The organism is Paenibacillus sp. 11B (assembly GCF_030487755.1).
GTDB lineage: Bacteria > Bacillota > Bacilli > Paenibacillales > Paenibacillaceae > Paenibacillus > Paenibacillus vandeheii.
This window is the reverse complement of record NZ_JAUKNS010000008.1, coordinates 121491-136593: the sequence shown is the minus strand read 5'-3', so window position 1 is coordinate 136593 and position 15103 is coordinate 121491. Positions and strand designations below refer to the sequence as shown.

The 15103-nt window shown below is 45.0% G+C and carries 14 protein-coding genes and 3 pseudogenes; 8 read left to right on the top strand and 9 right to left on the bottom strand.

All coding sequences use genetic code 11. The features are described from left to right. Positions 1–4: 4 nt before the first annotated feature. A complete protein-coding gene (locus Q0V21_RS27900; RefSeq protein WP_079346335.1) occupies positions 5–1015 on the top strand; it encodes a carbohydrate ABC transporter permease in 1011 nt (336 codons plus the stop codon). 222 nt (positions 1016–1237) lie between these two features. Here the strand turns inward: Q0V21_RS27900 and Q0V21_RS27895 are convergent, their stop codons facing one another. Beyond that, entirely contained in the window at positions 1238–2635 is a 1398-nt protein-coding gene (locus tag Q0V21_RS27895) for a chymotrypsin family serine protease (RefSeq protein ID WP_079346333.1), read from the bottom strand. 251 nt (positions 2636–2886) lie between these two features. Here Q0V21_RS27895 and Q0V21_RS27890 point away from each other — a divergent pair, with 251 nt between their 5' ends. Continuing rightward, positions 2887–3378: a hypothetical protein gene (locus Q0V21_RS27890; RefSeq protein WP_301881622.1), complete on the top strand. Its 492-nt coding sequence runs from the start codon at positions 2887–2889 to the stop codon at positions 3376–3378. A 328-nt stretch (positions 3379–3706) separates the two neighbouring features. Here Q0V21_RS27890 and Q0V21_RS27885 read toward each other — a convergent pair whose 3' ends face one another. From Q0V21_RS27885 to Q0V21_RS27865, 5 genes and pseudogenes are all read right to left on the bottom strand, one after another. Further along, entirely contained in the window at positions 3707–3979 is a 273-nt protein-coding gene (locus Q0V21_RS27885; protein WP_079346329.1) for a SunI/YnzG family protein, read from the bottom strand. A gap of 295 nt (positions 3980–4274) precedes the next feature. Next, positions 4275–5000: pseudogene (locus tag Q0V21_RS27880) on the bottom strand (alpha/beta fold hydrolase); the annotation flags it as partial. Between the two features lie 18 nt (positions 5001–5018). Further along, positions 5019–5201 (bottom strand): hypothetical protein, encoded by a 183-nt coding sequence (locus Q0V21_RS27875; RefSeq protein ID WP_301881621.1) that lies wholly within the window; start codon positions 5199–5201, stop codon positions 5019–5021. Between the two features lie 30 nt (positions 5202–5231). Next, a pseudogene (locus tag Q0V21_RS27870) lies at positions 5232–6196 on the bottom strand (oxidoreductase). 142 nt (positions 6197–6338) lie between these two features. Next, a complete protein-coding gene (locus Q0V21_RS27865; protein WP_079346325.1) occupies positions 6339–6905 on the bottom strand; it encodes a TetR/AcrR family transcriptional regulator in 567 nt (188 codons plus the stop codon). Between the two features lie 190 nt (positions 6906–7095). Between Q0V21_RS27865 and Q0V21_RS27860 the strand changes: the two genes are divergently transcribed. Continuing rightward, positions 7096–7641 carry a hypothetical protein gene (locus Q0V21_RS27860; RefSeq protein ID WP_301881619.1) on the top strand — a complete coding sequence of 182 codons (546 nt, stop codon included), beginning with the start codon at positions 7096–7098 and terminating at the stop codon, positions 7639–7641. 287 nt (positions 7642–7928) lie between these two features. Beyond that, positions 7929–8762: pseudogene (locus Q0V21_RS27855) on the top strand (formylglycine-generating enzyme family protein); the annotation flags it as partial. A gap of 18 nt (positions 8763–8780) precedes the next feature. Here the strand turns inward: Q0V21_RS27855 and Q0V21_RS27850 are convergent. From Q0V21_RS27850 to Q0V21_RS27840, 3 genes are all read right to left on the bottom strand, one after another. After that, the gene (locus tag Q0V21_RS27850; RefSeq protein ID WP_301881617.1) at positions 8781–9899 is read right to left on the bottom strand and encodes an MFS transporter; all 1119 of its coding nucleotides are present in this window, start codon (positions 9897–9899) and stop codon (positions 8781–8783) included. Between the two features lie 88 nt (positions 9900–9987). Further along, the gene (locus Q0V21_RS27845; protein WP_301881615.1) at positions 9988–10518 is read right to left on the bottom strand and encodes a TetR/AcrR family transcriptional regulator; all 531 of its coding nucleotides are present in this window, start codon (positions 10516–10518) and stop codon (positions 9988–9990) included. A gap of 75 nt (positions 10519–10593) precedes the next feature. Beyond that, positions 10594–11364, bottom strand: a complete 771-nt coding sequence (locus Q0V21_RS27840) for a DeoR/GlpR family DNA-binding transcription regulator (RefSeq protein ID WP_301881614.1) — start codon at positions 11362–11364, stop codon at positions 10594–10596. 274 nt (positions 11365–11638) lie between these two features. Here Q0V21_RS27840 and Q0V21_RS27835 point away from each other — a divergent pair, with 274 nt between their 5' ends. The 4 genes from Q0V21_RS27835 (at position 11639) to Q0V21_RS27820 (ending at position 15073) form a co-directional block, all read left to right on the top strand. After that, positions 11639–12604, top strand: a complete 966-nt coding sequence (locus Q0V21_RS27835; protein WP_301881613.1) for a metallophosphoesterase family protein — start codon at positions 11639–11641, stop codon at positions 12602–12604. Between the two features lie 42 nt (positions 12605–12646). Continuing rightward, complete coding sequence (locus Q0V21_RS27830; protein WP_236642155.1) at positions 12647–13504, top strand: DMT family transporter; 858 nt, start codon at positions 12647–12649, stop codon at positions 13502–13504. Between the two features lie 233 nt (positions 13505–13737). Beyond that, the gene (locus Q0V21_RS27825; protein ID WP_367620555.1) at positions 13738–14289 is read left to right on the top strand and encodes a nucleotidyltransferase family protein; all 552 of its coding nucleotides are present in this window, start codon (positions 13738–13740) and stop codon (positions 14287–14289) included. Positions 14290–14341: 52 nt separating this feature from the next. After that, a complete protein-coding gene (locus tag Q0V21_RS27820; RefSeq protein WP_301881610.1) occupies positions 14342–15073 on the top strand; it encodes a YdcF family protein in 732 nt (243 codons plus the stop codon). Positions 15074–15103: the final 30 nt, after the last annotated feature.

The window sequence follows — 15103 nt, the reverse complement described above, 5'->3', positions numbered from 1 at the left end:
GACTATGGCTGTATCGGGAACGGATCGCATGGTGGTGGTTCCGAAAGACAACTACCGCATGCAGAGGGGACGAAACAAGACATCGGACCTCCTGTATTCCATATTTAGATATGCACTGGTTATCGGTATTTCATTTATTATTTTGTATCCGTTATTTCTTAAAATCTCGGTTGCGTTCAAGGATAAACAGGATATCTATAATCCGACTATCTATATGATTCCTCAGCATTTTACGTTGGATAATATCAAGCTTGCGGCACAGGTGATGGATTATTTGCCTTTGCTGGCGAACACGCTGTTGTTCGTCACGATTACAACGCTGCTCACAGCCATATCCTGTGCGTTAGCCGGGTACGGCTTTGCCCGCTTTTCTTTTCCTGGCAGCAATGTGCTGTTTGTGTTGGTCATCCTCACCATTCTTGTTCCGACAAGCACCCTGATGGTGCCGATGTATCTGCATTTCCGCAACTTTGACATCCTGGGGATGGTTCATCTGTTCACGGGGCGAGAGGGGGTTAATCTGCTGAATACATACTGGCCGTCCATGATTACCGCGGCTACGGCAGGCGGGCTGAAGGCAGGGCTGTTCATTTATATTTTCCGGCAATTCTTCAAGGGTATGCCCAAGGAAATTGAAGAAGCTGCGCTGATCGATGGAGCAGGTGGGTTTCGGACCTTTGCCCGAATTATGCTGCCGAATGCCATTTCACCGCTGATTACGGTCATTCTGTTCTCTTTTGTCTGGCAGTACAACGATACATTCTACTCGGCGCTATTCATGAGTGAAAGTCCACTCATCTCACTGAAGGTGGCATCATTGCCTGCTCAAGCTAACCAGTTGATTCCCCAATTGATGGGTTTTGGTTCTAACTCGGGCATGAAGGCAGATCCGAACTATGTTGCCATGATCGTGGATACAGGCATTCTGCTGGCGATTGCACCGCTCATTATTTTGTATTTGTTTGTACAGCGTTATTTCGTGGAGAGTATTGAACGCTCCGGGGTTGTTGGATAAGAAGAAAGTACTCACGTTTACTGGGGACTGATGAATTATTTATGGCAAGGGCGTCCGAAAATCTATCCAAGTGAGGTGGATGATTCGGGCGTTTTTTTAGTTGTTAACTGCCAAAGACAATATTTCTATTTCGGCTACGATGAAAAGATCATATCCTTCGGGTTTAGAAGACATACAGCCCGAGTTCTCTGAGCAGAACTTGGGCCGTATGTTACACTTCTTTTATTTGGCAATAATTGTTATACCTGATAGATTTAAATCACTGTAAGTAGTCCAGATAGGCTCATACACTTTATAAGTTCCAGGAGGAATAGGGCTTTGATCACTAGTTAGTGTTACAACGCCAGTATGAGTACCAGCCAAGTCGAATGTCCATCCCTGCAGAGAATTGTCATAGGCATAGTTAGTCAAAATGGGGCCGCCACTGTCACCTCCTATTGAAGTATATCCTGTTGCAAGTACTTCATTATGTTTGTAGCCGTACCCAGCTCCTCCCCAATAAATATCAACGTTTGAATAAGCAATTTTTCCTGAAGTGGTAGAACCGCTATTCGCTCCTCTTAAATACACTGTATCCCCAGGGGTATCACTAACATATACGCCGGTAACCATAGCCATATTTGAAGTGGATGGGTATGGAACTCTTGGACGTCCTGAATAATCAGAGTTTAATGTTATATATCCAGCATCCGAGGAAGCATTTGAACCATCCCCTGAAGATGTTGTTCGAAATGTGAAATTTCCAATAGTTGAATAGCTCCAAGTGGGTTGGTACCAAGCATTTACTGTGCCTGTTGGTTGGCAATGTCCAGATGTCACTAGTACCTCTCGGTTATTTTGATTTACTCCAAAGTACCCAGCCGTACATACCGAGAGTTGATAATTATCTCCGCTTACCTTTTCATAATTTCCTCCTATTTTAGATCCCATGGGAAACTGGGAACCGTAATTAGTATTATCAGTTTCAACCTTAAGTGAAGAAGCTGGTAGAGTTGTGAATTCAAGCATATCTGAATGTGTAACAAGATTAGCGACTGATTCTTCGCTTAGACTGGATTCTTCATCCATCGCGATGATTAGTTTATTGTTTTGTACATCGGGAATAAGCGCGCGAACGGTACCGGGCTTAACATTTTCTCTAATGGTTTTCTTTGCATTCTCAATATCTTCCCAAGAAAATTTTGTGACTTGAAATTCAATTTTATCGCTATTTTTAACCGAGTTTAGAACCTTTGTTTTTAATTGTTCGATATCTTGGGTAATCTGCACTACCACTGTTCCCTTGTCTTCAGAGTAATAATGTCCCGAGAACTTTGTGGGCTCGTTTTCTATTAATTTTTTAATTATAGGGATATCATACTTAATTCTGTTTTTCTCCACATAATTTTTTAAAAGGGATGTAGTTTGGAGCTTTTCCTGAGATTCGAACATTTGCAAGGGATATGGAGTTTCATTCAGATTGTTTTTCTGTGTGATTTCTGCAATGTCCCAGATAGAACCAGTTAATGTTTTCCAGCTATACTCATTATTTTCTTCTGCACTTGAAATTCCACCCATATTGAGGCTTAGTAGAACAGAAGAAACTAGAGTAACCAAACCTATTAATTTTCTGATTTTCATTTTAGCAGTCCTTTCTTTTTTGTATTAAAGCTTTTCAACAAAATTAAAGACGAAGGTGTAATAAGTTGAAAATACCCCCTTTCACTTCGTTTTTTATGGAATATTATACAATTAAATGATATATTTGTGGTTATTTTCAGTGATTTATTTGAATTAAATCCCTTTTTATGATTTTTTTATTCGAAATAATCTTCGATCATGAAACAATTTATGAATTATCTACGTCTGTTCTAAAAGGGAGGTGAGTTAGCTTGAAAATGTTTATAGCTTTGTTTGTTTGCCTAAGTTTGTTTGGATGTCAATCACTAAAAGAAGATAAAGCTATGATTAATGGATGGGAGGGATTACCCAAATTGGAGAAGCAAGAAGACTCTCTTTTCTCGGTCAATATCTCTGCTCCAAAAAAAGTAAGGGTCAATGAAATGTTTACTGCCATAGGTAATTTTGATGTGAAGTCCAAGCAAAAACTGCAAATAGCTAGCAGGGAGAAGGTGTTCACATTTTTTGTCAAAGATAGCAGTGGACGACAAATTAATTCTTCGTTTGTCTCTGATGCAGGCATAATTCGTGAAATTTCAAGAAAAACCACCATTCCCGAGGAATTCAATTATAAGATTAAGGAGCCAGGCAGCTATGAAATATCTGCTGTTGCCGAATTTACTATAACTAAGAGCGGTAAGTCTAGTAACTACACTATTAAAACAAATACTCAAAGAATTGAAGTTATTGAAGATAATCAATAGAAAGAGCTCTTCAGGAAAGTTGTTTAACTCTGGGGTTAAAGTCTGAAGAAATCGACAAAGCCTTAAAGGGCGGATTTCGTGGAGTGCAAAGTTTAACGAATTATTCAGTTACAAAGCTGCCATGGAATTTTAAAATGACAAAATAACGTCTCTGTGATCGGTTAAACCACAGGCTAGTGGACATTGGGGCGAATAGTGTTCACTTGAGTCTTTAGACTGGAATATACCCGCTAAAAAAAGTAACCGTCATTTTAATATTTATGGACATTCGAGTCTGATCAGGTATTTTATTTGCAGTTAGAATTGTTCTTGCCACGAACTAAATTTTTCACTCTGAAGAGTTATGAGTAAGCATCGAATTAATCTTCGGAAATAAAGCCTCATTGGAAGTAAAAAGAATGTAGGATTGATTGGTTGTGCGGATTAGAATTGTTTCCGAAGCACCATACGCTGCGCCGATTCGAACGGCTGAAGATTCACTTCCACCATATGTATCATCAAGGGTAACCGCTCTAATATCTGAGATGGGAATTTCTATTTTGGAAAGCTGCCAACGGATGATTAGTTGATTCTCTAATTGCTGTACCTTAATGCCTAACATAATAAAGCCCTCCTTTAGTATCTCAGCTAACCATGTAATTCTTCTCTTTATAAATAAAATACTATTCAAAATTTATAAATGGTAATACATGGCTTAATTATACTCGATGAGTACTTAATAGGATATATAAGCAGGACAACAGGCGATCTAAGCAGCTTAAAATTATACAACCGTCAGAATTCGTGAAACAAGATATTAGACGGATTGTCTTATAGAAAAAAACAGCAGCAGTCATGGACCGAAAAATCCTAGACTGCTGCTGTTTATTCGAGCCGGTTTCTCCCGTTTACCTGAGTTAGACGAAAAAATCTTTTAAAATCAAAGCCAGTTCCTGTGGGTTATCTTCGGCGAGCGTATGTCTGGCATTCTGCAGAATAGCCTGTTGTACCAGAGTTGCTCTTTCGTGCGCAGCTTGAAGTAATGGTGCTTGCGGTAGGCCGTGAGAACCGTTTAAGACAAGAAGTGGCATGTTTAATTTCTGTGTGGTGCGCTGCCGGTTAATTTCCCCATCTCGCAGTAAAGACTCGTAGTGCATAAAACTGGCACGCATTGCTCCAGATAATTGATATTTGCTGAGTAGCTCGTCTTTTAACGTTTGCTCAAGTGGATGGAGAGGAGACATATGACGCCAAAAGGATTCCAGATATTCGGCTTCTTTGCCACGGGTTAATCTATCGGCCAGATCAACTTGCATGTGAAATCCGAAATGCCAGGAGCCACCTTTGGCTACATCCATCAACTCTTCCAGCCCAAAGCCCGGCAGAACGGATTCGGATAAAACGAGCCGCTGTACACACTCCGGATATGAGACTGCAAACGCATAAGCGGTCATTGCTCCAATGTCGGTTCCAACTAAATGAATTTGATCCAACCCCATTTGACTGACAAGCTCATGGATATCCTTCGCGCTATTCGTTTTCTCATAACCATGATCCGGCTTGGCGGAATCTCCGATTCCTCGCTGATCAGGAGCGATGACTGTGTAGCCTGCTTCAGCCAGCAGAGGCATTATTTTGCGCCATACGGCCCAGGTAAACGGTCAACCGTGAATCAACACAATGGCGGGTCCCTGACCTCCAGCAACATAATGTACACGCGTTTCATTATCGTCGGCATAGCCATGAGTGAAACCAGGCAAACCGGCCACTTCGCCATGAGGCACTTCATAAATCTGTTTTTCAGAAATCATTTCCATGTTCACCACCGCATCATATGTTTTCATTCAACCTTCGCTGAATGCTTTCAGCACTGTTTAATCGATGACTTGGAACCAGCCCGGGATGTTGGTGATCATTGCCCACAAACCATCAGGGATCGCTAGCTCTTTTTGCGAGGAACGGGAGATTGTCATTTTTATTTCCTTTTCCCGTCCACTTTGTACCAAGGCGATCCAATCCGGGTTCAAAATCATGGCATGACCGAGCGCGACCAAAGGAACGCCACTCTCCAATGCTTGAACGACATCATCCGGTGTCGACAGTCCACCAACACCAATTACAGGCACGCGGTCGCCCACTCGTTCCTGGATCATAATGATTCTGGAATTAGTTGCACTACCATCTCTTCTTAGGCCAGCCCAGAAGCGATCCAGGGAAACGTGAATATAATCCAAATTCTGTTCTGCCAAAACGCCAACAAAATGAAGTGTGTCTTCCATGGTGATACCCGGGTTTTCAATTTCCTCCGGTGAAATTCGATATCCAACGGCAAACGGTGATGTGGCGTAAGTAACTACCGTTTCTTGAACCCGTTTTATGACTTCCAGAGAGAAGGTCATTTGCTTATCCAACGTTCCTCCCCATTGGTCTTCTCTTCGGTTAGAGTGGGGGGAGAAAAATTGCTGGAGCAGGAATCCATTAGCGCCGGGACCAGACCTGGATTGCTTAATCTTCCGCCATGATAAATCTGAACAATGGCTCGAGTTCCATTTTCCTGAATGACAGCCGCCAGTTTTTTCAAACCAGGAATCAATGCATCGTTATCGATACCAAATCCGTTTTCTGTAAGCTTCCCGTTTGGCGACACTAGTGCGCTGGCTGTAATAATTGCGCCTACTCCATAAGACCGAGCACGATAATAAGCCAATTCTTCATCCGTTACTTCTCCATTCGCTCCAGATGCAATTATCGTCATCGGGGCCATCAGCATCCGGTTCATGAATTGCACACCGGAAGGCAGTTGAAACGAAGTGAACAGGGATTCGTATTTTGGGTTCATAGGATCATTCCTCTTTCTTGTATATAGATATTCCATTAATGGACCTTTCGGTCCGTAATAGATAAAAAAATACTCGCTCTTATGTTCATAAAGGACCATTCGGTCCATAATGACTATAAAGAAAGCGAGCAGTTCGCTCGAGTTATTTCAAATTTTCTAATATGACGAGAATTGAATCCTCGATTCTTTCTCGCTTGGATTGTGCGCGTACCATAACGTTAATTCCTTGCAGGGAGACGGTGATAAAACGCGCAAGTTTTAAGGAATCCATCTGGGTATGCAGTGTTCCATTGCTCTTTCCTCTTTCGATGGCACTCAGAAAAGCAAGCTCAACATCGTCAAAATCGCTTTCAACCATCTTCTGAAGCTCGTGGTCATGAGGGGCTAATTCGATCGCTTCATTGGATGTCATGCAGCCCAACGAATTGGCGCCGTCAAGGAGGGCACGAAAAGCAGATTCAATTCCTCGATAAACGTTCGCGTCGCTCAAGCAGTCAATTAAGCCTTCCATACGTTCAGTCCGGTATAACTGGAATGCTCGAAGAAAGAGATCATGTTTGTTGCCAAAAGTCTCATACAGACTGCTTTTACTGAGGCCTGTTGCACTAAGCAAATCACTTAGGGAGGCTGCTTCATACCCTTTGCTCCAAAATAGGGTCATCGCTCTTCTCAGAACATCGGTTTCATCGAAATTACGCGGTCGAACCATATGTAATGCACCTCCAAAACATAGTATATAACGTTACGGACCGAAAAGTCCATAACTTTTAATTTCTTCTGACTTCAGTAACCAAGCAAATCTGGGAATCAGCAATATGATTTCCATACATGTTGGCATGATGTACACTATGTCTAACGAAAACGGGGGACGAAAAGATGTAAATGGAGGCGGGATCCATATGTCAGACCTGAACGCGTATCATTATTTTGAAAAAAATGTTGGACCATTCCGTAATCTCTCCAGTCTGTCCGAACAGGATGCAGAAGCTGTTGCGCAGCGTATCCGGCGGAAAGGCCGGAATTTTGCCAGTCAGCGATCGGCAGATTACATGATGATTCGAAGAGAACTTGAGAAGAAAGCGTACGAGCAGTTTATCACCAAAGGTGGGTATCCGGCCAACCATTATCCTCACTATATGACACTGGGTGCATGCGCGTGGTTGGAATCATGGTATACCGAACCGGAATGGGTCACGATTTTATGGGAGGATCTTCCTGCTGATTCCGTAAGTTTCACCTATGGCGATTTGTTTCCAACGATGCGTTATATGGACGATAAACCTTACCGTAAACAGATATACACGAAAGATGAAATTCTGGACCTTATCCAATCCTACGGCTGGCCTCAGGAATGGAATCGACAGGGTGATCTCGGACCGGAGCGTTATATCGAAGTACAGGTGTGGAGTGAGGAAATCATCAGACCATATCGTCAAAGGTATTGACAACACCACCGTATCCGAATATTTGCCCTGCCGTGTACAATGGGGAGAACGAGTCTTAAACCTAACCATAAAAGGGGATGCTTGAGATGCATGATCAGCTGCCAAAGAAACCTTCTTCTTGCTGCTGCGCTGCAAGCCGGGGCGGCAAGCTGGATGAAAAGAGCCTGTCAGAGGAAACGGCTGCATCGTTAGAGGCTGTTGGGGACAAGCCATCCAGTTATACCAGCTCTACAGCCGATTTCACGATAGCTCTAACCGATAGGACAGAGGAGAAAGAAAGTATTCGTATTGAAGGTGGACGTTTTCTGATGGGCACGAATGACCCCGAAGCTTTTGCCGCAGACGGGGAAGGTCCCGTCAGGGAAGTTCAGGTGAACTCCTTTTATCTGGATTCCTGTACGGTAACCAACGCGGAGTTTGCACAGTTTGTACGTAAGACAGGGTATCGGACTCAGGCAGAACGGTTTGGCTGGTCTTTTGTTTTTCATCTGTTCGTATCTCCGCAAACGGCGACTCAAGTTCGAAATGTGGTACAACAGACACCCTGGTGGTGGGTAGTTGAAGGTGCTGACTGGGCTCATCCCGAAGGACCCGATTCTAATGTAAGCGATCGCGCTGATCACCCGGTTATTCATATCTCCTGGAATGATGCCAATGCTTATTGCCGCTGGGCGGGTAAACGTCTGCCCACAGAAGCGGAATGGGAATACGCAGCACGGGGTGGCCTGATTCAGAAGAAATATCCTTGGGGCGATACGTTAAGGCCGAATGGACAACACTATTGCAACATCTGGCAGGGGGTATTTCCAACGAAAAATAATGCAGCCGATGGTTATGCAGGCACCGCTCCAACCCAATCATTCCCTCCGAATGCATACGGACTGTACAATATGTCAGGCAATGTGTGGGAGTGGTGCGCAGACAACTACGTAACGGATCATGAGAAGTCTACAGTCGTTAACACGGTACTATCTCCCAATGAAGAACGCAAGGTGTTAAAAGGCGGTTCCTTCCTATGCCATCGTTCCTACTGCAATCGCTATAGAGTGGCGGCGAGAATCCCCAACACGCCTGATACATCTACTGGGCATATCGGTTTCAGATGCGCAGCGGATGTATAGCTTGTTGGTTTGTACAAATTAAGACACAGGGTGCTTCACCCGAATGAGTAACCCGAACAGACCCAGTACGGCAAAGGCCAGAAAGGCAGTGGTATTGGAGAACATTTCAATGGTATAGCCCGCCATCGATGAACCAAGGAACTGACCCGCACCGAGCGCGAGAAAAGCAAGGCTGATCCCGATGGACGTATTTGGATGAAATAGCCTGGTTGCCCATACAATGAATACACTGGTCAGAAAAATATAGGTACTGCCAAACATAACAGCTGAGACAAGGCTGGCGGCCATCGATGGAAGAAGGATAATGCCAAGTGAAACAGACAAGAGCAGAAGGCCTATTCGATAGGCCCATCCAATCCCAATGCGCTCAATAATACGGCCAGCACACCCGCCGAGAATCCCCATAATCCCCATCACAATCCAGAACAGTACGGCTTCCGAATCGGAGGCCCCTTTTTCGTCTGTAAGGAAGTTTCGGGCAAAGGTCCAATAGATCGCAGAACTGATGCCTGTCAGAAGGGAAGCCATGAGCAGAGCCATACCCGGTTTGGTTGGCTTCATGCAAGCCCAGAGCGACTGGGTACAAGGCTCCGTTTTGCGTGTGGAAAGAACACGTCTATTCCACACCACCACCACAACACCGAGAACAGCGAAGAAGATGTAGGTTAACCGCCAATATTCGGTGAACAGCCAGTAGATTGGACCGGATACGATGATGCCAAAGCTGGTACCTGTGTTAATCCAGCTGTTTCCTCTGGCTTGCTGCTCAGGCGCAAGCTCAGCGTAGACGGTGTTACCCAATGCAGGGGAGGCCAAGCCTGTACTTAATCCGGCGAGAAATACGCCTATTGTGAGAACAAACGCGTTTGGAGACAAGGCAATGCCCAGTAAACCGAGCACAGCGCTAACACCCGCCATTTGAATGACATGATAGTGCCCCATGCGATTAATAAGGAGAGGAGCACTAAGCAAGGATAGGCAGTATGCAATGTAGGTTGCGGAATTGATTGCTCCGGACTGGGCATCGTCCAGTTGCAGTGCTTCCGAAATTTCCGGCATAAACAGCCCATAGCTGAATCTCCCGAATGCATAACATACAGCAATAAGTGCAATCCCTGGGAAAATAATTTTCTTCATCAAATCCACCGCCTTTTAGATAGAACGATCATTATATTTTCTTTGAAATAAAAAAGTGAGTTGAAATACTAACTCACCCAGTGTGGGACTATTTGAAACTATTCTGCGTCATGTGAACGAGTTCCCGACACACATTATTTACATTTTCTGTCTCAGCGAGCGCGGTGGAACCCTCCAACAGCAGGATAAATTGTAACACTGCACGGTCGCTTGCGGCAGGATCAAGATTTTTAATCAGGGTCATCACATGTTTCTTGTGCGCATTAACGGTTTGTACAATGATGTTATTTGTATCTCCGCCAAATTCCTCCTTGGCACGCAAAAACAAACATCCTCTTGACTCATGTTCCATCAACCAGCGTGCATGGCCTTCCGCCAGATTGAGCAATACAGGCTGCGCTTTGTTGTCGGCATACTGCCGCAGTTGTTCCAGATAGCGCTGTTCACGCCGTCGTAGTACTTCTACAATGAGATCATTCTTGGATTCGAAGTGATTATATAACGTCATGATGGCAATCCCGGCATCTGTGATAATTCGCTTCAAGCCAATGGAGTGGAATCCGTGAAGGTAGAACAATTCCTCCGCCACGTTCAACAGCGTTTCCTTTTTGCTGCTCATAAGGAATAAGACCTCCTTCCAGAATAAGATAGAACGATCATTATACTTCTAAAATATAGAAAATAGCTAACATTGTCAAATGCTGTGAACCATTTCAATTTCCATTTGATGAAGAGCCTCTACCCATTCTTCAGGGCATCCGGGATCTGTGATTACCATGGATATTTGTTCCAGCGGTGCAATCTGGGCGAAGGTGGAGCGTCCAAACTTGGTATGATCAGCGACCAAAATGGCTTCCTCGGCACGCTCCATCATTTTGCGGGAGATGAGTGCCTCATTCAGCACATAATCTGTGATGCCATCCGTTAACGAAACGCCGCCTGCTGAGATGAATGCCTTGTTGACTTTGAATCGACTCAGCAATTCATGAGCAATAGGTCCGGTAGAGGCTTGTACGACCGGGGTGACTTCTCCTCCGGCGAAAATGATTTTGCCTGCAAATTCCTCTAGTGCACAGGTGAGAATGGGAACGGAGTTGGTAATGACGGTCACCTGAGAACGATGTCGCAACTGCCGCATGATCTCCAGTGTTGTTGTGCCATTGTCCAGCATTACGGTCTCTCCATCCTCAATCAGAGCGGCGGCTGCCACGCCAATGGCCTGCTTTTCGTTCAGTAGAAGCTGCGCACGCTTTTGAAAAGGGGCTTCGGTCATTCCCGAGCGCACACGTACAGCGCCTCCGTAAACTTTGCGCAATTCGCCTTCCTTTTCGAGTCGATCCAAATCCCGCCGGATCGTTTCCGTAGATACCTGAAACAGATCCGCCAGAACCTGTACCTGAACCTTACCCTGCGTAGCAAGCTGGATAAGAATGGTGTGTCTGCGTTCTTCATACGTTAAAGACATGGGTTGTGCCTCCTGAAGTTTCAATCTAAGTTCTATATATTTTAGAGTTGTGAGATAGTGTGGATTGTTGTTGTTTTAATAGTTTAAGTTGGTGAGCAGTCCTTGTCAATTTTGAAATGGTAATCGAGGTATAAATAAGGTTTGGATTCTGTTCTTAATATGTATTGACAGTAATATGATGTGACGATAAGATCATATAAAACAACGTAAAACCACAACAAACAACATTATATATTTTGGTCTATAGTACATGGATCATCAGGGAGGAAAAAGGGTGAAACGTCAGCTTGCTTTTCAAGAAAATGGAACTTTTAAAATCGTACAATTTACAGATCTGCACTGGAAGGACGGGCGGCCTGAAGATCTTCGGACCCGGCAATTAATGAGAACGATAATTGAAGTGGAACAACCCGATCTGGTTGTATTTACAGGCGATGTCATCTACACGGGACCGGTTGATCCTGGCAAAAAGGAATGCGAACATCCGGAGCAGGCATTCCGGGATGCCGTGTCGGTCGTGGAAGAACGTGGTATTCCGTGGGCTTTTGTGTACGGCAATCATGATACAGAGAATCGGATTACCCCCGATGGATTAATGGATGTGATTCAGCAGCATGCACATACCGTGACGGAACGTGGGCCGCGTGAGATTGCCGGCTTGGGCAATTACACACTGGAGATTGCCGGTGCGGATGGCCGTCCGGCGGCCGTGTTGTATTTACTCGATTCGGGGAACTATTCCCAGATCGAGTCGATTCCGGGTTATGGCTGGATTCAGCCCAATCAGATCCAATGGCTGATGTCTGAATCCACACGCGTCAATCCCGGCCGCAGCCGCGGGGATAAGCTCCCAGCCTTGGCGTTTTTCCATATCCCGATTCCTGAATATCAGTCCATGTGGGACACGCAGATCTGTTACGGCAGCAAGTACGAACCTGTCTGCTCTGCCCAAGTGAACTCGGGTCTGTTCTCTGCACTGCTGGAGATGGGCGATGTGATGGGGACCTTTTGCGGACATGATCATGTGAATGATTTTCAGGGGACGTACCATGGTATTCGTCTTTGCTACGGGCGTTCGAGTGGACACAGTACATATGGGAGGGAAGGCATGCTGCGCGGAGGTCGGGTCATTCATTTGCAGGCGGGACAACGCAGCTTCGATACCTGGCTTCGCTTGGAGGACGGCTCTGTTGTGAGGGAACAGCCAGAACATCAACCTGAGAACACTTCGGCACAATAGAAAATATAGAAGAGCAAGGGATTAGAGAGGAACGTTTTGATTATGATTTTACCTATAGTTCTAGTGCTCGCTTCCGGGATGGCTCACGCGGTCTGGAGCATGTTCACCAAACGCAGTTTAAACAAAAGCGTGTTTTTATGGTCCATCATGATGATTCCGACCGTGATTCTCCTGCCTGTGCTTATCGTAGAGTTGGTGCGTGAACCTTTATCCATGCCAGCCTATGCACTACTTGTGTTATCGATGGCGCTGCAAGCCTTGTATTCCTGGCTGCTATCGCAGACCTACGAATTGGGAGATTTGTCGCAGATTTATCCGATTATGCGGGGAACGAGCACCTTGTTGGTGCCATTGATCGGCGTTGCTTTTCTGGGTGAAACGTTGTCTCTGTTCGGATGGATGGGTATTGCCTGCATGATTGTAGGATTTACGGTGCTTAGTGGTGTGGGAAGCAGAGACGGTAAGTCTGGCTCAAGGGTAACAGGATCAAAGCCGGTTCTGATGGCCTTATGTGTTGGCTTATGTACAACCAGTTATGTGTTCGTGGACAAATTGAATCTGGAGCATATTTCACCCTTGTCTTTACTTGAAGTGACAAATATCGGCTTTGTGGCTGGATTAACTCCGGCGCTGCTCGCTTCCCGCCAACTGCGTCAGGAATGGAAAAAGAACCGATCAACCATTATGTTGGGAGCGTTGCTGAATCCGGGGTCGTACTTGTTATTCCTGTTTGCATTACAGCAGGCGCCGATGGCGAGATTGGGTCCGCTTCGGGAAGTGGGGACGGTATTCGCGGCCTTCCTCGGTATTTTGTTACTGAAAGAACAGCAGGGGAAGAAGCGTATTCTCTGTTCCATCGTTATTTTTGGCGGCATATTACTGATTGGCATGTGGGGTTAATGGAATTCCAGTAGGCCCAATCCCTTATTTGATCTCCTCATTCAATCCCCTCAGGGTAAATAATCTTAAGGAACATCTGATCAGATGAGCTTAAGGTGACTCCTGAGGGGATTTGTTTATTTTATTGAGGGTACTCAAACATGATATATTGGAACAAGAGTGTTTCGGTAAAGTGAAATTGAGCAATGGTAGCTCTACAATTAAAAAGACAAAGTAACAGGGAGAGACGCTATATGCTGCATGAGGAAAAGTTGATTCAGGCGATTACGGAGCATGGACAATTCATGCACGACCTGCGGCGGGTTCGCAGTCTTGAACTGCCTCAGTGTTACATAGGTGCGGGGTATATTCGCAATTATATCTGGGATGTGCTTCATGGCTATCCTCTTCGCGAACTGCACAGCGATATTGATGTTGTTTACTATGATACGGAAGATATGCGTGAGGAGCGGGATCAACTGCTGGAACAAGGGCTTCGCGAAGAGACGGGTAATTTGAAGTGGTCGGTGAAAAACCAGGCTAGGATGCATCTGCACAATGGAGACAAGCCGTATCAATCCACAGAAGATGCTCTTCGATATTGGCCAGAAATCGTGACTGCTATTGGTGTACGTTTGGATGAACAGGATCAGGTGGATATCTGTGCCCCGCATGGGTTGGAAGATCTGTATACGTTAATCGTACGCCAAAGTTCGTTTTTCACGGATGCAGACTATTATAATCAGCGTGTAGAGAAGAAGTGCTGGCAACAACAGTGGCCCAAGCTTACGATTATAAGATCCTGAATCAAGGGCATATGACGTAAGTGAAGGCCCGAGAAGGAGTGTTACTGGATTTATGAAAAAGTTTATACAAGAAAAAGGGCTGATTCTTGATCTTATTTTCATTGCATGTTTGGTGTTCTTTCTGGTCTTCTGGGGCTGGAACTTCGCGGTGAAGTTTTTTGGCATGATCACTGTAGCTTTTATCGTGCTAAGACGGATTGATTATCAAAAGCATATCCTGCTAAAACGCATCCTTCTTACAGGGTTCGGGATCGCTGCGGTTTCATTTGTCATTATTGAAGCGCTTGTGTTTACTCAGCTTCGTGCGAATGATCCGGAAGAAGCGGATTATGTCATTATTCTGGGGTCGGGCATCAAGGGAACGGAATTGTCATTGACCTTAAAACAAAGACTGGATGCCAGTCTGGACTATATTCGTAGCCATCCTGATACGCCAGTGATTGTGTCCGGCGGGCAGGGGCCTGGAGAATCGATTCCGGAAGCACTTGCCATGAAAAACTACCTTGTTGATCAGGGAATTAGCCCTGCACAAGTCATTATGGAAGATCAATCAACGAGCACCCAGGAGAATATGGCTTTTTCCAAAAAAATCATCGATGCATCCGGGCTGGAGCATCCCGAGATCATGATTGTCACAAGTGACTACCATATGTTCAGATCCAAGTATCTGGCGGCCAAGAACGGTTACGCTGCCGAATACGGCATCTCGGCTCCATCACCGGGCTATCTGAAACCGATTAATATGATCCGTGAGTATTTTGCAGCGGTTAAAGCGTTTATCTAGACGATGTTTGCTTCTCCAATAGGAACACGA